Origin of the sequence: Rhizobacter sp. SG703, from assembly GCF_012275445.1 — a bacterium.
Lineage (GTDB): Bacteria > Pseudomonadota > Gammaproteobacteria > Burkholderiales > Burkholderiaceae_C > Rhizobacter.
In genome coordinates this window covers 42,000-60,471 of the sequence record NZ_JAAZQK010000008.1, presented here as the reverse complement: position 1 = coordinate 60,471, position 18,472 = coordinate 42,000, and the positions used below count along the sequence as shown (strand labels likewise).

Below are 18,472 nucleotides of genomic sequence, written 5' to 3'. Positions count from 1 at the left end.
CGCCACCCGGCGGCACCCGATCCGCCCCGACCTCGCGCAGCACCCCAGAAAGGCCGACATGCCGAAAGCGCCCCCCCGCAGCGACGCCCGCAGCGACGCAGAACTCGCCGCGCTGCCCGCGTCCGAGCGCATCCGCTACCGGCTGGTCGGCGCCGACTGCCGCTACCACGCCAACGACAACATCGCGGCCCACATCCGCGACGGCGAGATCGACGAGCTGCGCGACGAGGTCGCGGCGAAGATGCAGCAGGTGCTGCAGGCGCTGGTGATCGACACCGACAGCGACCACAACACCCACGAGACCGCGCAGCGCGTCGCGAAGATGTTCCTGACCGAGGTGTTCCGCGGCCGCTACGTGCCGATGCCCGCGGTCACCGAATTCCCGAACGCCGAGCGGCTCAACGAGCTGATGATCGTCGGCCCGATCACGGTGCGCAGCGCCTGCTCGCACCACCTGTGCCCGATCATGGGGCGGGTCTGGATCGGCATCCTGCCGAACGAGCATTCGAACCTGATCGGGCTGTCGAAGTACGCCCGCATCTGCGACTGGATCATGAGCCGCCCGCAGATCCAGGAAGAGGCGGTCACGATGCTGGCCAACGAATTGCAGAGCCGGGTCAAGCCCGACGGCCTCGCGCTGGTGATGGAAGCCGACCACTTCTGCATGCACTGGCGCGGCGTCAAGGACGACCAGTCGATGATGACCAACAGCGTGATGCGCGGCGCGTTCCTGAAGGATGCGAGCCTGCGCCGCGAATTCCTGTCCCTGCTGAGCAAGAAGACCTGAAAGGATTCACCATGCTCGTGCGCCTGATGTACGCCAGCCGTGCCGCCGCGTCGATGGACAACGAGACGCTCGCGGCCATCATGAAGAAATCGCGCGCCCACAACCCGCAGGTCGGCGTGACCGGCGTGCTGTGCTTCTCGGGCGGCATCTTCCTGCAGGTGCTCGAAGGCGGCCGGCTGCCGGTCAGCCTGCTGTACAACCGCATCGCCAACGATGCGCGCCACCACGACGTGGCGCTGCTGCGCTACGAAGAGATCGGCGAGCGCCGCTTCGCGGGCTGGGCGATGGGCCAGGTGCAGATGAACATGCTGAACCCGGCGCTGCTGCTGAAGTACTCCGAGAAGGCCGAACTCGATCCGTATGCGGTATCGGGCGAGGTCTCGATGGCGCTGTTCGACGAACTCGTCGCCACCGCGTCGGTCATGTGCCTGAACTGATCGCGGCCGGCAGCTCGATGTAGTGCCGCGCCAGCTCGGGCGGCATCGGCGAATCCAGCAGCAGCCCGGCCAGCCGCAGCGCATCGGCCGCGCCGTCCGACAGCCGGTTCAGCGGGCTCGCGGCCAGCGCCGCCTCCAGCCAGGCGCGCACCAGCACCGGCCGCAGCATCCACGGCAGGCCCTGCACCGCCGCCAGCGCCTGCGCCACCTCGTCGGCATCCGGCAGTTCGGGCGCCGGCACGATGGCGCCGCGCACCCAGCGCTTCATCACCGACTGGTACCAGGCCGTGCCGGTCTCGAGTTCGCCATCGGGCACCAGGCGCGACAGGAAGGCGGTCAGCCGCGCCACCTGCATCAGGGCCGATTCCGACAGGTCGGCCAGGTCGTTGCTGGTGCCGGCGCTCGGGCTCGGCGGGCGCGCTTCGCCCAGGCGGTGCCGCAACGCCAGCCAGTGCAACCGGTCGATCGGGCGGACCTGGCCGTCGGCCGCCATCACGCGGCGCGCGGCCTCGACGACGTCCTGCCGGTCGTGCAGCGGCGCGCGCGCGAGGCGCCCGAGCAGCACCTCCAGCCACGGCAGGCGGGCCGCGGCGCCCAGCTTCTTGACCTCGTCGCGCAACGCGTCGGCGGTGCTGAGGCCGCGGGTCTCGTCGCGCCAGGCACGGCGCTCGCGCTGGCTGCCGGGTGTCGCGATCAGCGCCAGCAGCACGGCCCGCATCTCGCCGGGGCCGTGCACACGCGCGAGGCGATCGATCGCCTCGCGCTCATCGTCATCCGACGTCGGACGGGGTTGCGGCAGCGTGCCGCTGGGGTCGTGGGTCTCGGCCATGGCAACAGCATAGGCGATGGAAGCAGCGGCGGGAGCCAGCGCGGCGGGCGGCACCGGCGCGGACGCCCGCCGCGGCTCGTCGGCGTCGCCGGCCGCCAGCACCGGGGCGGCCAGCGGCGCCAGCACGCGACCGCAGACGCGGCGCACGCGTTCGGCCAGCGGCGGGTGCGTCGACAACCAGCCGGGCGGCGCCTGCATCAGCTGGCCGGCCATCAGGCGCGACGGCAGCCGCAGCAGCGCGGCCTCGTGCGCGTCGACCTGGTACCAGATCTTGCGCAGCGTGCCGCCCAGGCCGTCGCGGCTGCGGGTGAACTGCACCGCGCTGGCATCGGCCAGCAGCTCGCGCTGCCGCGAGACGGCGGCCTGCAACATCCGGCCGGCGATCCAGCCCAGGCCGCCGGCAGCGATGAAGACCGGGCCGACCAGCACGCCGGGAACGCTGCGGCGGCCGTCCTCGCCGGCATCGACCAGGCGGTGGCCGTAGCCGTGCACCAGCGACAGCCCCCACACCAGCGCGAGCAGCACCATGTGCAGGCGCAGGTCGCCGTTGTGGATGTGGCCGAACTCGTGCGCGACCAGCCCTTGCAGCTCGTCGCGGGTCAACCGCTGCAGCGCGCCGCGCGTCACCGCGACCACCGCCTCCTGCGGCGACCAGCCGGTCGCGAAGGCATTGATCGCCTGCTCGCGCTCCAGCAGGTAGATGCGCGGGCGCGGCAGGCCGGAGGCGAGCGCCATCTCGTCGACGATGTTCAGCAGCCGGCGCTCGGTGACGTCGCGCGGGTCCGTCAGCTCGCGCCCGCCGGCCCATTCGGCCACATGCGCACCGCCGCCGCTGCGCAGCCGCAGCGTCTCGACGCCGCAGCCGCCGAGCACGAACACCAGCACGATGGCGGTGTTCGTCTCGAAGAAGAGCGGCGGCAGGTAGAGGAAGCCGGAATCGCGCAGCAGCAGCGCGCTGCCGCCCCACCAGAGCGCGCACAGCGCCGCGTTGACCGCCAGCACCAGCGCGACCAGCAGCAGCCCGAACAGCGCCAGCAGGCGCAGCGTGGCCCGGCGGGTCTCGTGCTGCTGGTCGCGAAAGCGCACGCCGGCGTGCGGACTACAGCTGCACGCGCACCGCGGCGCGTTCGGCGTCGCTGGTCGTGGCCTGCAGCATCGCGGCCTCGCGGAAGCCGAACAGCGCGGCCAGCAGCCGCGTCGGGAACTGCTGCGCGGCGACGTTGTAGTCGCAGGCCGCGTCGTTGAACAGCTGGCGCGAGAACGCGACCTTGTTCTCGGTGCTGGTCAGTTCCTCGGACAGCTCGCGCAGGCTCTGGTCGGCCTTCAGTTCGGGGTAGGCCTCGACCAGCGCCATCAGGCGGCCCATCGCCGAGCCGAGCACGCCTTCGGCCATCGCGAGGCTGGTCACCGGCCCGGCGGCGCCGGGGCGCGACCGCGCCAGGTCGGCGGCCGCCTTGGCCTGGTTGCGCGCGGCGGCCACCGCCTCCAGCGTCTCGCGCTCGTGCGCGACGTACTTGCGGGCGACCTCGACCAGGTTCGGGATCAGGTCGTAGCGACGCTTGAGCTGCACGTCGATCTGCGCAAAGGCATTGCCGATCACGTTGCGCAGCCGCACCAGGCGGTTGTAGGCGCCGACGGCCCAGAAGACCAGCACGGCGAGAACGATCCAGGCGACGATTTGGGGGGTACTCATGAAAGTATTGTGCCCCCCAGTCGCTTCTCTCCTGCCCCCGAGGGGCGCCACCCCTGGGCCCGGCAAAGCCGGATCCCGGGGCGTTGCTTGATCGTTCGCGGCCTTCGGCCTGCTCAGCGCTCGACGGGCGGGTGCTTCAGCGAATGCGCGACCTCGGCCAGCGCCTCGCGCGCCTGTTCGCTGTCGCGCGCCAGGCCCAGCTCGCCGCGTTCGTAGGCCATCGCGAGCGCCTGGTGGGCCGGCGGGTATTCCAGCGCGGCAGCCTCGCGGTACAGCGCCAGCGCACGCGCCTCGTCGCGCGGCACGCCGTTGCCTTCGCGCGTGGCATTGGCGAGCAGGAACAGCGCTTGCGGATCGTGCGCCTGCGCGGCCTGCGCGAGCCAGCGCGCCGCGGCGACCGGATCCTGCGCGCGGCGCGCCATCAGCCCGCGCTGCAGCGCCGCGCCGGCATGGCCTGCCGCGGCGGCCCGTTCGAAATCGCGCGCCGCGTACGCTTCGGCGTGCAACGCGGCCGATTGCAGGTGCAGCCGGCCCAGCAGGTACGACGCCTGCGCGTCGCCTTGCTGCTGCGCCGCCTCCAGCCAGTGAACCGCCTCGGCACGGTCCCCGCCGTCGATCGACGCCAGCACGCTGCCGAGCGCCTGCTGCGCCTGCGCCACGCCGCCTTGCGCGCGGTAGCGCAGCTGCTGCAGCGCCTGCGCGTCGCGGCCGGCCCCGGCACGGACCGCCAGCTGCTCGGTCGACACCGCGGCCAGCGCCGCGCGCTCGGACGAGCCGTTGCGCAGCGACAGGCCCGCTGCCAGCGCCGCGGTGGCCGCCGCCAGCGCGACCAGCGCCCAGAAGAAGGTCCGGTCGGCCGGCAGCGCCGTCGGCGTCAGGTCATCGGTCGCCGCGGTCGTCACGGCGGCACTCACTGCGCCAGGTCGATCGCGTAGACCGACAGGCTCTTGCCGCTGCCGTCGTCCGCCTGCTGCAGCGTGATGCCGGACAGGCCGGCCGCCTGCGCCAGCGCGAGCTGGCCGGTCGCCGACTTGAAGGTCACCGGGCCGGCCGTCGCCACCTTCGTGAAGCGCCAGCTGCGGTGCGAGCCGTTGCTCGCGCGGGTCAGGTTCTTCGCGGTCTTGATGTAGGCGATCAGCGCATCGCGGTTGGCATCGGGCGATGCGTAGATCGTCTTGCTGCCGTCCAGCCCCGGGAAGCTGCCGCCGCCGCTGGCGCGGTAGTTGTTGGTCGCGACGACGAACTCGGCCGCCGCGCCGATCGGCGCGCCCTTGTACATCAGGTTCCTGATGCGGCTGCCGACCGGCTGCGTCACGTCGATCTCGTACTGCACGTCGGCCGACGTGAACATGTCGAAGTTGTAGCCCGGGTAGCTGCTGACCAGCTCCTGCGCCGTGGTCAGCGCCGGGTTGATCGTGTTGAAGCGCTTCGCCGCGGTCTCCAGCCAGGCCTTGATGTCGGCACCGGTCACCTTCACCGCGTAGATGGTGTTCGGGTACAGGTACAGGTCGGCCGCGTTGTTGATCGCGAGGGGACCGGCAGCCACGTCGGTGAAATCGGCACCGCCGGCAAAGCCCGACTTGAACGGTGCGCTGACCGACAGCACCGGCAGCGTCTTGAACTCCGGCATGTTGGCCTGGATGTAGCTCGACACGTAGTCGGCCTGCGCCTGGTTGACGATCTCGATCGCGCCGGGTTCGCCCACGTCGGCGAAGTAGGTCGTCATGCGGAAGTCGGTCGTGCCGACCGGCGTCTTCACGTAGGTGATCGTCGCCTGGTGCTCCGCCTCGACCAGCGGCGCGATCGTCGCGTCGACCGCGACATAGGTCTTGTCGGCGTTCTGCGTCGAACGCGCCTGCACCGTGGTCTTCGTCGTGTCGACGCTCCACTTGCTGCCGTCGTGCTTCAGCGACAGCCCGATCACGCCCAGGTGCTTGCCCCAGAAGTTGGCCATCACGGTCGGCACGCCGTTGACGGTGCCCTTGGCCTTGTCGACGCCGGTCTGGTTGAACTGGCCGACGGTGCTGGCGGCGTCCGGGAAGATCTGGTGCGAATGGCCGATCAGCATCGCGTCGACGCCGGCCACCTTCGACAGGTGCCAGCTGCCGTTCTCCAGCGTCGGCGAGTAGGCCGAGCTGTCGAGCCCGCCGTGCGAGATCACGACGATCAGCTCGGCGCCCTTGGCCTTCATCTCGGGGATGAACTTCTCGGCGGTCTCCTTCACGCCTTCGGTGTAGACCTTGCCGTCGAGCCAGCGCTTGTCCCAGGCCAGGATGGTCGGCGGCGCGAAGCCGATGAAGCCGACCTTCACCGGCACGATGATGTCCTGGCCGGCCGGGTCCTTGGCCTTCAGCATCTTCGTGACGATGGTGTAGGGCGTGAACAGCGGCTGCCTGCTCTTGACGCTGTAGACGTTGGCCAGCACCTGCGGGAAGGCCGGGCCGGCGCATTTCGCCTGCGCGCTCACCGCCGGCATGCCGTCGACGTCGAACTTGCTGCCGGTGACCTGCGCGAGGTAGGGCAGGCCGTAGTTGAACTCGTGGTTGCCGATGCCGCCCACGTCGTAGCCGGCGGCATTCATCGCCTTGTAGATCGCGAGCGTGTCGGTGCAGGCCGCCGGGTTCACCAGCGCCTGGTAGTCCGACAGCGCCGTGCCCTGGATGGTGTCGCCGTTGTCGACCAGCAGCGTGTTCGCGAACTCGGCGCGCGCGGCCTTGATCAGCGTCGAGGTGCGCTCGAAGCCGAGCGAGGTGTCGGCGGCGAGCTTGAAGTAGTCGTAGCTGCGCACGTTGGTGTGCAGGTCGGTGGTTTCCAGCAGCGCGAGCTGCGCGGTGCTGCCGGCTGCGATGGTCGGCGTGCTCGCCGGCGGCGTGTCGTCGTCGCTGCCGCCGCAGGCCAGCAGGCCGGCGCCCACGGCGATGGCACCCAGGCTCCAGCCGATTCCCCGATTCAACTTCATCTGAACTCCTCGTGGTGTGGTCGCCTTGTGGGCGAAGCGGGGAGTGTCGCGACGACATGTGGCAGGTCTGTGAAATTCCGATGCTTCGATCCAGCCCGAAGCCTCCGGCGGGTCGCAGGCGCGACGATGGCGGCATCGCTTCCGGGACTTTCCATGACTTCCATCGACCTGTCGTTCCTGCTGGCCTTCGCCGGCTTTGTCTTTGCCCTCGCCGGCTTCGTCAAGGGCGTGATCGGCCTCGGCCTGCCGACCATCTCGATGGGGCTGCTGAGCGTCGTGATGCCGCCGGCGCAGGCCGCCGCGCTGCTGGTGGTGCCGTCGTTCGTCACCAACCTGTGGCAGATCGCCGGGCCGGGCTTCGGCAGGCTGCTGCGCCGGCTGGCACCGCTGCTGGCGGGCGTGTGCGTCGGCGTTGCGCTGGGGGCCGGCTGGCTGGGCGTCGGCCATGCGCCGGGCTGGGCCGGCCTCGCGCTCGGGCTGTCGCTGCTGGCCTACGCGAGCCTCGGCCTGCTGTCGGTGCGGCTGCAGGTGCCGGCGCGCTGGGAGCGGTGGCTCGCGCTGCCGATCGGCGTGGCCACCGGCCTGGTCACCGCGGCGACCGGCGTGTTCGTGATCCCGGCCGTGCCGTACCTGCAGGCACTCGGCCTCGCGAAGGACGAGCTGGTGCGCGCGCTCGGCATCTCGTTCCTGGTGTCGACGGTCGCGCTGGCCGTCAGCCTGCGCCACGGCGGCGCGCTCGATGCACGGGCCGCCGGCAGTTCGCTGCTCGCGCTGCTGCCGGCGCTGCTCGGCATGGGCCTCGGCCAGCGGCTGCGGCGCGCGGTGCAACCGGACACCTTCAAGCGCGTCTTCTTCGCCGGGCTGTGGCTGCTGGGCGCGTATCTGGCACTGCGGTCGGCGCTGGCCTGACCCGGCATGCGAGGATCGCGCGATGAGCCACCCGGAACCCCGCTTCGCCCGCATCGCCGCGATGATCGGCGATCCGACCCGCGCCCGCATGCTGGCCGCGCTGATGGGCGGCCAGTACCTCGCGGCCGGCGAGCTGGCCGAGGTGGCCGGCGTCACCGCGCAGACCGCCAGCACGCACCTGGCGCAGCTGGTCGACAACGAGCTGGTCGTCGTGCGCACGCAGGGCCGGCACCGCTATTTCCGGCTTGCCGATGCCGACATCGGCCATGCGCTCGAAGCCCTGTCGCTGGTGGCCGAGCGGGCTGCCAGCGCCGACAAGTGGAACCACGGCGCCTACAAGCCGCTGAAGGCCGCGCGCACCTGCTACAGCCACCTGGCCGGCGAACTGGGCGTCGCGTTGTTTGAGGGGTTGCTGGCGCGCGGGACGCTGGCACCGCGCGACGGCCAGTTCGTGCTGACCGACGTTGGCCGGCATGAGCTGCAGACGCTCGGGGTCGGCGTGCCGGCGGCCGGCTCGAAGCGCCAGGCCTATGCCTGTCTGGACTGGTCGGAGCGCCGCGACCACCTCGCCGGCACGCTGGCCGTCAACCTGCTGGACCATGCAATCGCGCACGGCTGGCTGCGCCGCGTCGACGGCTCGCGCGCGCTGACGCTGACGCCGGACGGCCGGCGCGCGCTCGCGCCGTGGCTCGCGGTTCAGCCGGCGCGTTCGGTGTCGGCGAACGGCATCGCGCCGTGACGGCGCCAGGCCCCGTAGCCGCGCGCCCGCAGCGCGCAGGCGGGGCACTGCCCGCAGCCGTAGCCCCATTCGTGCCGCAGCGTGCGCTCGCCGAGGTAGCAGGTGTGGGTGTGCTCGACGACGATGTCGGTCAGCGGCTCGCCACCGAGCTCGGCGGTCAGCGCCCAGGTCTGCGCCTTGTCGAGCCACATCAGCGGCGTCTCGATCGTCATCGGCGTGTCCATGCCCAGGCTCAGCGCGACCTGCTGCGCCTTCAGCGTGTTGTCGCGGCAATCGGGGTAGCCGGAGAAGTCGGTCTCGCACATGCCGCCGACCAGCACGCTGAGGCCGCGGCGGTAGGCGATCGACGCGGCGAACGTGAAGAACAGCAGGTTGCGGCCCGGCACGAAGGTGTTCGGCAGGCCGCTCGCGTTCATCTCGATCGCGCGCGACTTGGTCAGCGCGGTGTCGGAGATCTGGCCGAGCAGCTGCAGGTCGAGCAGGTGGTCGTCGCCGAGCTTGCCGGCCCAGCGCGGGAACTTGGCGTGCAGTTGCGCGCGCACATTCAGCCGGCACTCCAGCTCGACGACGTGGCGCTGGCCGTAGTCGAAGCCGATGGTCTCGACATGGGCGTAGCTTTCGAGTGCCCACGCGAGGCAGGCGGTGGAATCCTGGCCGCCGGAGAACAGCACCAGCGCAGATCGTGGATCACTCATGTGCGGACCTCGCCCTGACCCAGCACGACCCATTTCATCGACGTGAGCCCTTCCAGGCCGACCGGCCCGCGCGCGTGGAACTTGTCGGTGCTGATGCCGATCTCGGCGCCGAGGCCGTACTCGAAGCCGTCGGCGAAGCGCGTGCTGGCGTTGACCATCACGCTGGCCGAATCGACCTCGCGCAGGAAGCGCATCGCATGGCCGTGGTGCTCGGTGAGGATCGCATCGGTGTGGTGCGAGCCGTGGCGGTTGATGTGCGCGATGGCCTCGTCGAGGTCGGCCACCAGCTTCACGCTGATGACCGGCGCGAGGTACTCCTCGTTCCAGTCCTGCTCGCTGGCGGCCGCGAGCGCCAGCCCGGCCACCGGCTGCAGCAGCGCGAGCGCGGCCGCATCGCAGCGCATCTCGACGCCCTTCGGCGCCCACAGCGCGCCCAGGCGCGGCAGGAAGGCGGCGGCGATGTCGCGGTGCACCAGCAGCGATTCGGCCGCATTGCAGGGGCTGTACTTCTGGGTCTTCGCGTTGTCGGTCACGCGCAGCGCGAGCTCGAGGTCGGCCTGCGCATCGACATACACGTGGCAGTTGCCGTCTAGGTGCTTGATGACCGGCACGCGGGCCTCGCGGCTGATGCGCTCGATCAACCCCTTGCCGCCGCGCGGGATGATCACGTCGACAGCTTCGGGCGATGCGATCAGGTGGCCGACGGCGGCGCGGTCGGTGGTCTGCACCAGCTGCACCGCGTCGGGCGGCAGGCCGGCCTCGGCCAGCGCGGCCTGCACCCGCTTCCACAGCGCGAGGTTCGAGTGGATGGCCTCGGAGCCGCCGCGCAGGATGCAGGCGTTGCCGCTCTTGATCGCGAGCGACGCGGCTTCGATGGTCACGTTCGGGCGGCTCTCGTAGATCATGCCGAACACGCCGAGCGGCACGCGCATCTGGCCGACGCTGATGCCGCTCGGCCGGCGGCGCAGCCCGGTGATCTCGCCGATCGGGTCGGGCATCGCGGCGATCTGCTCGCAGCCTTCGGCGACGGTGGCGAGCACCTTGGGCGTCAGCCTGAGCCGGTCGACCATCGGTGCGGCCAGGCCGGCGGCGATGGCGGCATCAATGTCCTGCTGGTTGGCTTGGGCCAGCGCACCGCCGTCTTCACGCAGCCGCCGGGCCAGGGCCAACAGGGCGGTGTTCTTTGCGGCGGTGGAGGCCGCAGCCATCCGGCTGCTGGCCGCACGTGCCGCGGCGCCCATGTGGGCGATCACGGCCTGGAGGTCGTTCGAGGTCATGCGGGCGATTGTCGCAAACCCCGTGCCCGCCAGGGTCGTTGCGGGAATCGCCTCGTCAGGCCAGCTCGGCCGACCGATGACACGCCGCCCACTGCATGGGTGCCACCTCGGCCAGCACCGGCACCTCGGCGCGGCAGCGCTCGATCGCATGCGGGCAGCGCTTGTGGAATGCACAGCCGCTCGGCGGGTTCAGCGGCGACGGCAGCTCGCCGGCCAGCACCGCCTTCTGCGCGCGCGAGGCCGCATCGATGCGCGGCGTGCTCGCCAGCAGCGCCCGCGTGTACGGGTGGCGGGGAGCCGCGAACAGCTGTCGCTTCGGCGCCTTCTCGACCACCTTGCCCAGGTACATCACCAGCACCTCGTCGGCGATCAGCTCGACCACCGCCAGGTTGTGCGAGATGAAGACGTAGGCCACCTGCGTCTCTTCCTGCAGGTCCATCAGCAGGTTCAGCACCTGGGCCTGGATCGACACGTCGAGCGCCGACACCGGCTCGTCGGCGACGACGATGCGCGGCTGCAGCATCAGTGCACGCGCGATCGCGACGCGCTGGCGCTGGCCGCCGGAGAACATGTGCGGATAGCGCTGGTGGAATTCCGGACGCAGGCCGACGCGCGCCATCATCGCGCGCGCTTTCTCGGTGCGTTCGGCGGCCGACAGCGTGGTGTTGATGACCAGCGGTTCCTCGAGCGCATGGCCGATCCGCTTGCGCGGGTTCAGGCTCGCGAACGGGTTCTGGAACACCATCTGCACCTCGCGGCGCAGCCGCTTGCGGGTGGCCGCATCGGCGTTCGCGACGTCGACGCCGGCCAGCACCAGGTGGCCGCTGGTCGGCGTCTCGATCATCGTGATCTGGCGCGCCAGCGTGCTCTTGCCGCAGCCGGATTCGCCGACCACGGCCAGCGTGCGGCCGGCATGGACCTCGAACGACACGCCGTCGAGGGCACGGGCCAGCGCCTTCGGCTTCAGGAAGCCTTGCGAGACCGGGTAGTGCTTCGCCAGGTCGTTGGCGACCAGCACGATACCGTCCCGTTCGGGCTGAGTCCCATCCCGTTCGGGCTGAGCTTGTCGAAGCCCTGGTTCAATGCGAGCCGGCCCTTCGACAGGCTCAGGGCGAACGGTATTCATGCCACCTCCGTCAACGGAAAGAAGCAGCGCGCCTGCGCGCCGTCGGGCCCGTACAGCGCCGGCCGCTCGGCGCGGCAGCGGTCCTGCACGCGTGGGCAGCGCGGCGACAGCAGGCAGCCGCCTGGCCGGTCCCAGGCCCCCGGCACCACGCCGGGCATCGAGTTCAACCGGCGCTGGCCGATGTTGTGCTCCGGCAGCGCCGACAGTAGCGCCTCGGTGTACGGATGGCGCGGCGCCTCGAAGATGCGCGGCACCGCGGCGGTCTCGACCACCTCGCCGGCGTACATCACCTGCACCCGCTGCGCGACCTCGGCGACCACGCCCAGGTCGTGCGTGATGAGCATCAGCGCCATGCCGCGCTCGCGCTGCAGCCGCAGCAGCAGCGCGAGCATCTGCGCCTGGATCGTCACGTCGAGCGCGGTGGTCGGCTCGTCGGCGATCAGCAGCCGCGGGTTGCAGGCGATCGCCATCGCGACCATCACGCGCTGGCTCATGCCGCCCGACAGCTGGTGCGGGTAGGCATCGAGCCGGCGCTCGGCGTCGGGGATCTCGACGTCGCGCAGCAGCTGCAGCGCACGGGCGCGCAGCGCCTTCTTCGAGCCGCCTTCGTGGATGCGCAGCGTCTCCATCAGCTGGTACGCCACCGTGAAGCAGGGGTTCAGGCTGCTCATCGGATCCTGGAAGATCATCGCGATGTCGCGGCCCAGCATCTGCCGGCGCTGCTTCAGCGGCATCGCCAGCAGGTCGTGGCCGTCGAAGCGCAGCGCCTGCGCCGAGACCCGGCCGGGCTCGTCGATCAGCCCCATCAGCGCGAGCGCGGTCACGCTCTTGCCCGAGCCCGATTCGCCGACGATGCCCACCACCTCGCCGGCGTCGATGCGCAGGCTCACGCCGTCGACCGCCTTGAACGGCGACACGGTCGAGCCGAACTCGACCCGCAGTTGATCCACTTCCAGCAAAGGCATCGGTCTTATCTCTTCAGCTTCGGGTCCAGCGCATCGCGCAGCCCGTCGCCCATCAGGTTGAAGGCCAGCACCGACACCAGGATCGCGAGACCCGGCAGCGTGACGACCCACCAGGCGCTCTGGATGAACTCCAGCGCGCTGGCCAGCATCGAGCCCCATTCGGGCGTCGGCGGCTGCGCGCCGAGGCCGAGGAAGCCCAGCGCGGCCGCATCGAGGATCGCGGTCGAGAAGCCGAGCGTGGCCTGCACGATCAGCGGCGCGGCGCAGTTCGGCAGCACGGTGTCGAACATCAGCCGGAACGTGCCGGCGCCGGCCAGCCGCGACGCGGCGACGTAGTCCTTGCCCAGCTCGCCGATCACCGCGGCGCGCGTCAGGCGCACGAAGTGCGGCAGCATCACGATCGCGATCGCGTACATCGCGTTCATCAGCCCGGGGCCGAGGATCGCGACCACCGAGACCGCCAGCAGCAGGCTGGGCAGCGCCAGCATGATGTCCATCAGCCGCATGATGGTGAACTCGGTGGCGCCGCGGAAGAAGCCGGCCAGCAGGCCCAGCACCACGCCGATGCTCAGCGACAGCCCGACCGACACCAGGCCGATCAGCAGCGACAGCCGCGTGCCGTGGATCAGCCGCGACAGCACGTCGCGCCCGACCGGGTCGGTGCCGAGCAGGAAGCGGTGGCCGTTGACCGGCTCCCACGACGGCGCATGCAGCGTCGCGTCGCGGTACTGCTCCGACGGCGCATACGGCGCGATCACGTCGGCCAGCAGCGCGCACAGCAGCAGCGCGACGACGATGACGAGGCCGATGATCGCGCCGCGGTTGCGGCGGAAGTCGCGCCACAGCTCGGCGAGTTGCGTCGGCGGCGCGCCGGTGTCGGGCGGGGCGGCGATGGCGGCTGGCGGAGTGCTTGCTTGGTTCATGGTGCCGCCCTCAGTGGTGCCGGATGCGCGGGTTGATCACGCCGTACAGCAGGTCGACCACCAGGTTGACCGCGATGATCACCGTGGCCGACATCAGGATGCCTCCCTGCACCGCCGGGTAGTCGCGGCGGTGGATGGCCTCGACCAGCCACTTGCCGATGCCCGGCCACGAGAAGATGGTTTCGGTGAGGATCGCGCCGGCCAGCATCGTGCCGACCTGCAGCCCGACCGTCGTGACGACCGGGATCAGCGCATTGCGCAGCGCATGGATGCCGACCACGCGCCAGGTCGACGCGCCCTTCGCGCGCGCGGTGCGCACGTAGTCTTCGCGCAGCACCTCGAGCATCGACGAGCGCGTCATGCGCGCGATCACCGCCAGCGGGATGGTGCCGAGCGCGACCGCCGGCAGGATCAGGTGCGAGACCGCGCTGCGGAACGCGCCGGCGTCGTCCGACAGCAGCGAATCGATCAGCATGAAGCCGGTGACCGCCGGGATGTCGAACTGGATCGCGATGCGCCCCGACACCGGCGTCCAGCCGAGCGTGACCGAGAAGAACAGGATCAGCAGCAGGCCCCACCAGAAGATCGGCATCGAGTAGCCGGTCAGCGACGCGCCCATCACGGTGTAGTCGTAGACGGTGTTGCGCTTCATCGCGGCCAGGATGCCGGCCGGCAGGCCGATCGCGAGCGCGAGGAACAGCGCGACCATCGACAGCTCGATGGTGGCCGGGAACAGCGTCAGGAACTCGCGGAACACCGGCTCGTGCGTGATGGTCGACAGCCCCAGGTCGCCGTGCAGCGCGCGCCAGACGTAGTCGAGGTACTGCTGCCACAGCGGGCGGTCGAGGCCGAACTCGTGCACCAGGCGCGTGTAGCGCTCGGGCGTCATGCCGCGCTCGCCGGACATGGCTTCGACAGGGTCGCCCGGCAGCAGGCGGATCAGGGAGAACACCAGCAGCGTGATGCCGAGGAAGGTCGGCAGCACCAATGACAGGCGCTTGGCGATGAAGGAAATCATTTGAATGGTGGCCGGAGAGAAAGCGGGCCGAGCGCCGGGCGGCCCCAAGCCGGCCCGCATCCCCTCGGGGGATCGGCCGGCGTACCCGCCGGCCGAGGGGTCGTCATTTCGCCAAGTCGACCTTGGTGAAGTAATGGTGCGCGGTCGCATCCATCTTGTAGCCGATCACTTCCTTGCGCACCGGATCGAAGCGCACCGAATGGGCGATCGGGATCCACGGCGCTTCTTCGTGCACGATGTCCTGAGCCTTCGAGTACAGCGCGGCGCGGTCGGACTGCTTCGTCACCGCCTTGGCCTTCTGCACCAGCTCCTCGAAGCCCTTGTCGCACCAGCGCGCGACGTTGCCGCCGCCCTTCACCGCCGAGCAACCCAGCAGCGGCACGAAGAAGTTGTCGGGGTCGCCGTTGTCGCCGGACCAGCCGAACATCATCGCGTGCTGCTCGCCGGTCTTGCTGCGCTTGCGGTACTCGCCCCATTCGAAGGTGATCAGCTTGGTCTTCACGCCGATCTTCTCCCAGTCGGCCTGGATCAGCTCGGCCATGCGCTTGCCGTCCGGGTTGTACGGGCGGGTCACCGGCAGGTACCACAGCTCGACCTCGGTGCCATTCGGGAAGCCGGCCTTGGCCAGCAGGTCCTTCGCCTTCGCCGGATCATAGGCGTAGTCGGTGACCTTGTCGTTGTACGACCAGAGCGTCGGCGGGATCGGGTTCTTCGCCTGCTGGCCGGCGCCCTGGAACACCGAGTCGAGGATCGCCTTCTTGTTGACGGCCATGCTCAGCGCCTGGCGCACCTGCTTGTTGTCGAACGGCTTCTTCTCGACGTTGAACGCGATGTAGCCGACGTTCAGGCCGTTCTGCTGCACCAGGTTGATGTTCGGGTCGGTCTTCATCAGCGCGACGTCGGCCGGCTTCGGGAAGGCCATCACATGGCATTCGCCGGTCTTCAGCTTGGCATAGCGCACCGAGGCGTCGGTGGTGATCGCGAACACCAGGTTGTCGATCTTCGGGCGGCCGCCCCAGTAGGCGTCGAAGGCCTTGTAGCGGATCACCGCATCCTTCTGGTACGAGACGAACTGGAACGGGCCGGTGCCCACCGGCTCGCGGTCGAGCGCCTCCGGCGTGCCGGCGGCCTTCATCTTCTCGCCGTACTCGGCCGACAGGATCGACGCGAAGTCCATCGCCATGTTGGCCATGAACGGCGCCTCGGGTTTCTTCAGCACGAACTTGACCGTCAGCGCGTCGACCTTCTCGACGTGGTCGACGATGTCCTTCATGCCCATGTCCTCGAAGTACGCGTAGGTCGCGCCCGGCTGGGTCTTGGCCAGCGGGTGGTTCGGGTCGGCCATGCGGTTGTACGAGAACAGCACGTCGTCGGCGTTGAAGTCGCGCGTCGGCGTGAACTTCGAGGTGCTGTGGAACTTGACGCCCTTGCGCAGCTTGAAGGTGTAGCTCAGGCCGTCGGCGGCGGCGGTCCAGCTCTCGGCCAGCGCCGGGATGATGTTGGTGGTGCCGGTGTCGAACTCGACCAGCCGGTTGAACATCGGCACGGACACCGCGTCGAACGTGGTGCCGGTGGTGTAGTACTGCGGATTGAAGCCTTCCGGGCTGCCCTCGGAGCAGTAGACCAGCGTCTTGGCCGCGAACGATGCGCCCGCGCAGGCCAGCAGGCAGGTGGCCGCAAGGGCCTTCAAGGGGAAGCCGCGAAGTTTCATGGGGGTGGGTCCTGAGAAGGGTTGTCCAACGTCTGAAGGAAAAGCGCCGCCTTGTGGGCAGCGCGCCGGATGATAGCGCCCCGATTGACGTGCACGGCAATCGGCGGCGCAAGGTGGTCTAGCCCAATCGACTCGGCAACCACAGCCACAGCGGTGCGGTCAGCATGTAGCCGCAGGTCGACAGCACGATCGCCGCGGTGGCCTCGGCTTCGAGTGCCGCATAGCGCTGCGCGAAGATCAGCGCATTGCTGCCGATCGGCAATGACGCCGCCATCACCACCACCGCCAGCGGCAGCCCCGCGAGCCCGAAGCCCCAGTGGCCGACGACCAGCACCAGGGCCGGCAGCACCAGCAGCTTCAGCACCGAGATCACCACGGCACCGCGCACGGCGCCCTGGACGCCGTAGTACGCAAGGGACATGCCAATCAGCACCAGGCACAGCGGCACGACCGGCAGGCCGAGCTGGACCAGCACCTCGTCGAGCACCGCCGGCATCGCAAGGCCCGACAGGTTCCAGGCCAGCCCGGCCAGCACCGGCAGCGTCACCGGGTGGACGATGGTGTTGCGGGCGGTGCGCGCCAGCGTGCGCCCCAGGTGCGCGCTCGAATGCCCCTGCCTGACGCGTTCGTGCGCCAGGTCGAGTTCGACCAGCGCGGTCAGCACCGTCAGCAGCGTCAGCGCATGCAGGCTGACGATCGCGACGTGGATCTCGAGCCCCGCCTCGCCGAACACGGCGGTGACCAGCGGGATCCCGACCTGCACCGTGTTGCCGAAGCTGGCCGAGATCGCCCGCACGCCGGGCGCGGCGGTCGCGAGGCGGCCGGCGCGCACGCGCGGGCGCTGCCAGGCGTAGACGCCGAGCAGCAGCACCAGCACCGGCACGAAGAACGCGAGCAGCGTGCCCCACGGCATGCTGGCGAGGTCGAGCCGCGACGTGGTGCGGAACAGCAGCGCCGGCACGAACAGGTAGAACGCCGCGTTGCCCAGCACGCGCGCGGGGTCGTTCTCGCCCAGCCAGCGCAGGCGGCCGGCGAGGTAGCCGAGGGCGACGACGACGAAGATGACGAGGAGCTTGAACAGTACCGGCAGCGACATCGCGCCAGTATCGATCAAGCCCTCCGGTCAGCCGGGTGCGGCCGACGTGGCCGCCGCGGGCGCGACCCGCTTCGTCGGCATGCTCACCCAGTAGACCTTGACGCCCCGGCCGAGGGCGGCGCGGTCGATCGCGGCCACCCTCTGCTGGTCGACCTCCTGGGTGGATCCGCCCGGCAGGCCGGCGCAGGCGCCGAGCAGCAGCATGGGCACGACACTGAACGCACGAACAACACGCAGCATGGCGGGCTCCTCGGGATACGTTGCGGGCCTCCCGAGATTAGGCTGCGCCGGGGCGCCTTTCAACCGGCACGAACCCGCGGCCCCCGGCTCACAGCCCCAGCCAGGTCCCGATCGCCATCATTGCGGCGTCGTCGTAGCGCACGAAGCCCTGGTACTTGGTCGGTTCGAGCTTCTTGCGGCCTTCTTCGCTGCCGTCCAGCCCGAGCAGGTACTCGCGCACCTTCTCGACCTGCTCGGCCGACAGGTTCGGGCTCGCGATGATGTGCTTGATCGGCACCGGCTTCGACTTGAACATCACCTTGCCGCCCTTGGCCAGCCAGTCCTTGACGACCGCGTTCGACGCGGTCGCGCCGGCCTGCGTCAGGTTGTTCTCGACGAAGAACGGCACCGCGTCCTGGTAGCGGGTGTAGGTGGTGGCGACCAGCTTCGGGTCGCCGATCGCGTCGCGCAAGGTCGCGCGCACCATCCATGCGGTGATCGAGTCCTCGTCCGGCGCCCCGAGCTTGCGGCCCTTCAGGTCGGCCAGCGCGGTCACCGGCGAGTCGGCCTTGACGAGGAAGCTGGCCCGGTACTCCAGGAAGCCCTTGGTCACCACGACCAGCTTGTAGCCCGGGCTCTTGATGGCGGCGATCGAGATGTGTGCCGGGTGCACCATCGCCAGGTCGTAGCTCTTCTCGGCCAGCCCGCGCTTGAGCGACGGGTAGTCGCCGATCGGCTCGATGCTGACCGGCTGCTTCAGGATCTTGCTCAGGTCGGCCGCGATCGCGGCGTACTTGGCGCGGATCTCTTCGGCCGGGACGCGGTAGGTCACGCCCTCGTTGACCGCAAAGACCAGGGCCTGGGCCCACGGCGCACAGGCAAGCAGCGCCACGGCGGCCAGCCAACGGAAGTCACGCAGTTTCATTCGGGGATCCCTGTTCCTGTGTTGGACGCTTGCGGCCTCCAACGCCAGGCCGCGCCGCCGCATCACCCCGGTGCAGGCCGGTCGTCGGTGTCGGACGACCGGTGACCGCGCCGAGTGTGTGCGCACTTGTAGTGGGCGCAGTGTCGCACTACACAGGAGTCACA

The 18,472-nt window shown here is 70.1% G+C and carries 18 protein-coding genes; 4 read left to right on the top strand and 14 right to left on the bottom strand.

Annotated features, from left to right (window positions below; all coding sequences use genetic code 11):
- The first annotated feature begins 58 nt into the window (after nucleotides 1-58).
- Both folE and FHT26_RS17915 read left to right on the top strand, forming a co-directional pair.
- Nucleotides 59-787 (top strand): GTP cyclohydrolase I, encoded by a 729-nt coding sequence (folE, locus tag FHT26_RS17920; protein WP_168561482.1) that lies wholly within the window; start codon nucleotides 59-61, stop codon nucleotides 785-787.
- Between the two features lie 11 nt (nucleotides 788-798).
- A complete protein-coding gene (locus FHT26_RS17915; RefSeq protein WP_056803834.1) occupies nucleotides 799-1,224 on the top strand; it encodes a BLUF domain-containing protein in 426 nt (141 codons plus the stop codon).
- Here the strand turns inward: FHT26_RS17915 and FHT26_RS17910 are convergent.
- The 4 genes from FHT26_RS17910 to FHT26_RS17895 form a co-directional block, all read right to left on the bottom strand.
- The gene (locus tag FHT26_RS17910; RefSeq protein WP_168561481.1) at nucleotides 1,208-3,139 is read right to left on the bottom strand and encodes a M48 family metalloprotease; all 1,932 of its coding nucleotides are present in this window, start codon (nucleotides 3,137-3,139) and stop codon (nucleotides 1,208-1,210) included. The two genes, FHT26_RS17915 and FHT26_RS17910, sit on opposite strands and share 17 nt — an antisense overlap.
- A gap of 13 nt (nucleotides 3,140-3,152) precedes the next feature.
- The gene (locus tag FHT26_RS17905) at nucleotides 3,153-3,746 is read right to left on the bottom strand and encodes a LemA family protein (RefSeq protein ID WP_168561480.1); all 594 of its coding nucleotides are present in this window, start codon (nucleotides 3,744-3,746) and stop codon (nucleotides 3,153-3,155) included.
- A gap of 113 nt (nucleotides 3,747-3,859) precedes the next feature.
- Complete coding sequence (locus FHT26_RS17900) at nucleotides 3,860-4,648, bottom strand: sel1 repeat family protein (RefSeq protein ID WP_168561479.1); 789 nt, start codon at nucleotides 4,646-4,648, stop codon at nucleotides 3,860-3,862.
- 8 nt (nucleotides 4,649-4,656) lie between these two features.
- A complete protein-coding gene (locus FHT26_RS17895) occupies nucleotides 4,657-6,705 on the bottom strand; it encodes a bifunctional 2',3'-cyclic-nucleotide 2'-phosphodiesterase/3'-nucleotidase (protein ID WP_168561478.1) in 2,049 nt (682 codons plus the stop codon).
- A gap of 153 nt (nucleotides 6,706-6,858) precedes the next feature.
- Between FHT26_RS17895 and FHT26_RS17890 the strand changes: the two genes are divergently transcribed.
- Together FHT26_RS17890 and FHT26_RS17885 are read left to right on the top strand one after the other, a co-directional pair.
- Complete coding sequence (locus tag FHT26_RS17890; protein WP_168561477.1) at nucleotides 6,859-7,614, top strand: sulfite exporter TauE/SafE family protein; 756 nt, start codon at nucleotides 6,859-6,861, stop codon at nucleotides 7,612-7,614.
- 22 nt (nucleotides 7,615-7,636) lie between these two features.
- A complete protein-coding gene (locus FHT26_RS17885; RefSeq protein ID WP_168561476.1) occupies nucleotides 7,637-8,353 on the top strand; it encodes an ArsR/SmtB family transcription factor in 717 nt (238 codons plus the stop codon).
- On the opposite strand, the gene queC is transcribed toward FHT26_RS17885, so the two are convergent.
- From queC to FHT26_RS17835, 10 genes are all read right to left on the bottom strand, one after another.
- On the bottom strand, nucleotides 8,311-9,048 hold the full coding sequence (queC, locus tag FHT26_RS17880; protein WP_168561475.1) for a 7-cyano-7-deazaguanine synthase QueC: 738 nt from the start codon (nucleotides 9,046-9,048) through the stop codon (nucleotides 8,311-8,313). The two genes, FHT26_RS17885 and queC, sit on opposite strands and share 43 nt — an antisense overlap.
- On the bottom strand, nucleotides 9,045-10,334 hold the full coding sequence (locus tag FHT26_RS17875) for a glutamate-5-semialdehyde dehydrogenase (RefSeq protein WP_490362797.1): 1,290 nt from the start codon (nucleotides 10,332-10,334) through the stop codon (nucleotides 9,045-9,047). Before FHT26_RS17875 ends, queC begins: the two co-directional genes overlap by 4 nt.
- A 46-nt stretch (nucleotides 10,335-10,380) precedes the next feature.
- On the bottom strand, nucleotides 10,381-11,346 hold the full coding sequence (locus FHT26_RS17870; RefSeq protein ID WP_349238181.1) for a dipeptide ABC transporter ATP-binding protein: 966 nt from the start codon (nucleotides 11,344-11,346) through the stop codon (nucleotides 10,381-10,383).
- Nucleotides 11,347-11,447: 101 nt separating this feature from the next.
- On the bottom strand, nucleotides 11,448-12,416 hold the full coding sequence (locus tag FHT26_RS17865; protein ID WP_168561472.1) for an ABC transporter ATP-binding protein: 969 nt from the start codon (nucleotides 12,414-12,416) through the stop codon (nucleotides 11,448-11,450).
- Between the two features lie 5 nt (nucleotides 12,417-12,421).
- Nucleotides 12,422-13,339 carry an ABC transporter permease subunit gene (locus FHT26_RS17860; protein WP_168561471.1) on the bottom strand — a complete coding sequence of 306 codons (918 nt, stop codon included), beginning with the start codon at nucleotides 13,337-13,339 and terminating at the stop codon, nucleotides 12,422-12,424.
- A gap of 10 nt (nucleotides 13,340-13,349) precedes the next feature.
- Nucleotides 13,350-14,357, bottom strand: a complete 1,008-nt coding sequence (locus FHT26_RS17855) for an ABC transporter permease subunit (RefSeq protein WP_168561470.1) — start codon at nucleotides 14,355-14,357, stop codon at nucleotides 13,350-13,352.
- A gap of 103 nt (nucleotides 14,358-14,460) precedes the next feature.
- A complete protein-coding gene (locus FHT26_RS17850; RefSeq protein WP_056803794.1) occupies nucleotides 14,461-16,068 on the bottom strand; it encodes an ABC transporter substrate-binding protein in 1,608 nt (535 codons plus the stop codon).
- Nucleotides 16,069-16,186: 118 nt separating this feature from the next.
- Nucleotides 16,187-17,164: an AEC family transporter gene (locus FHT26_RS17845; protein WP_168561469.1), complete on the bottom strand. Its 978-nt coding sequence runs from the start codon at nucleotides 17,162-17,164 to the stop codon at nucleotides 16,187-16,189.
- A 27-nt stretch (nucleotides 17,165-17,191) separates the two neighbouring features.
- On the bottom strand, nucleotides 17,192-17,404 hold the full coding sequence (locus FHT26_RS17840) for a hypothetical protein (protein WP_168561468.1): 213 nt from the start codon (nucleotides 17,402-17,404) through the stop codon (nucleotides 17,192-17,194).
- An 88-nt stretch (nucleotides 17,405-17,492) separates the two neighbouring features.
- A complete protein-coding gene (locus FHT26_RS17835) occupies nucleotides 17,493-18,308 on the bottom strand; it encodes a phosphate/phosphite/phosphonate ABC transporter substrate-binding protein (RefSeq protein ID WP_168561467.1) in 816 nt (271 codons plus the stop codon).
- Nucleotides 18,309-18,472 lie beyond the last annotated feature (164 nt).

What these genes read in the sequence shown, in the direction of transcription:
- folE (WP_168561482.1), top strand. Translation starts at nt 59, where the DNA reads ATGCCGAAAGCGCCCCCCCGCAGCGACGCCCGCAGCGACGCAGAACTC.
- FHT26_RS17915 (WP_056803834.1), top strand. Translation starts at nt 799, where the DNA reads ATGCTCGTGCGCCTGATGTACGCCAGCCGTGCCGCCGCGTCGATGGAC.
- FHT26_RS17905 (WP_168561480.1), bottom strand. Translation starts at nt 3,746, where the DNA reads ATGAGTACCCCCCAAATCGTCGCCTGGATCGTTCTCGCCGTGCTGGTC.
- FHT26_RS17895 (WP_168561478.1), bottom strand. Translation starts at nt 6,705, where the DNA reads ATGAAGTTGAATCGGGGAATCGGCTGGAGCCTGGGTGCCATCGCCGTG.
- FHT26_RS17890 (WP_168561477.1), top strand. Translation starts at nt 6,859, where the DNA reads ATGACTTCCATCGACCTGTCGTTCCTGCTGGCCTTCGCCGGCTTTGTC.
- FHT26_RS17885 (WP_168561476.1), top strand. Translation starts at nt 7,637, where the DNA reads ATGAGCCACCCGGAACCCCGCTTCGCCCGCATCGCCGCGATGATCGGC.
- queC (WP_168561475.1), bottom strand. Translation starts at nt 9,048, where the DNA reads ATGAGTGATCCACGATCTGCGCTGGTGCTGTTCTCCGGCGGCCAGGAT.
- FHT26_RS17865 (WP_168561472.1), bottom strand. Translation starts at nt 12,416, where the DNA reads ATGCCTTTGCTGGAAGTGGATCAACTGCGGGTCGAGTTCGGCTCGACC.
- FHT26_RS17860 (WP_168561471.1), bottom strand. Translation starts at nt 13,339, where the DNA reads ATGAACCAAGCAAGCACTCCGCCAGCCGCCATCGCCGCCCCGCCCGAC.
- FHT26_RS17855 (WP_168561470.1), bottom strand. Translation starts at nt 14,357, where the DNA reads ATGATTTCCTTCATCGCCAAGCGCCTGTCATTGGTGCTGCCGACCTTC.
- FHT26_RS17850 (WP_056803794.1), bottom strand. Translation starts at nt 16,068, where the DNA reads ATGAAACTTCGCGGCTTCCCCTTGAAGGCCCTTGCGGCCACCTGCCTG.
- FHT26_RS17845 (WP_168561469.1), bottom strand. Translation starts at nt 17,164, where the DNA reads ATGTCGCTGCCGGTACTGTTCAAGCTCCTCGTCATCTTCGTCGTCGTC.
- FHT26_RS17840 (WP_168561468.1), bottom strand. Translation starts at nt 17,404, where the DNA reads ATGCTGCGTGTTGTTCGTGCGTTCAGTGTCGTGCCCATGCTGCTGCTC.
- FHT26_RS17835 (WP_168561467.1), bottom strand. Translation starts at nt 18,308, where the DNA reads ATGAAACTGCGTGACTTCCGTTGGCTGGCCGCCGTGGCGCTGCTTGCC.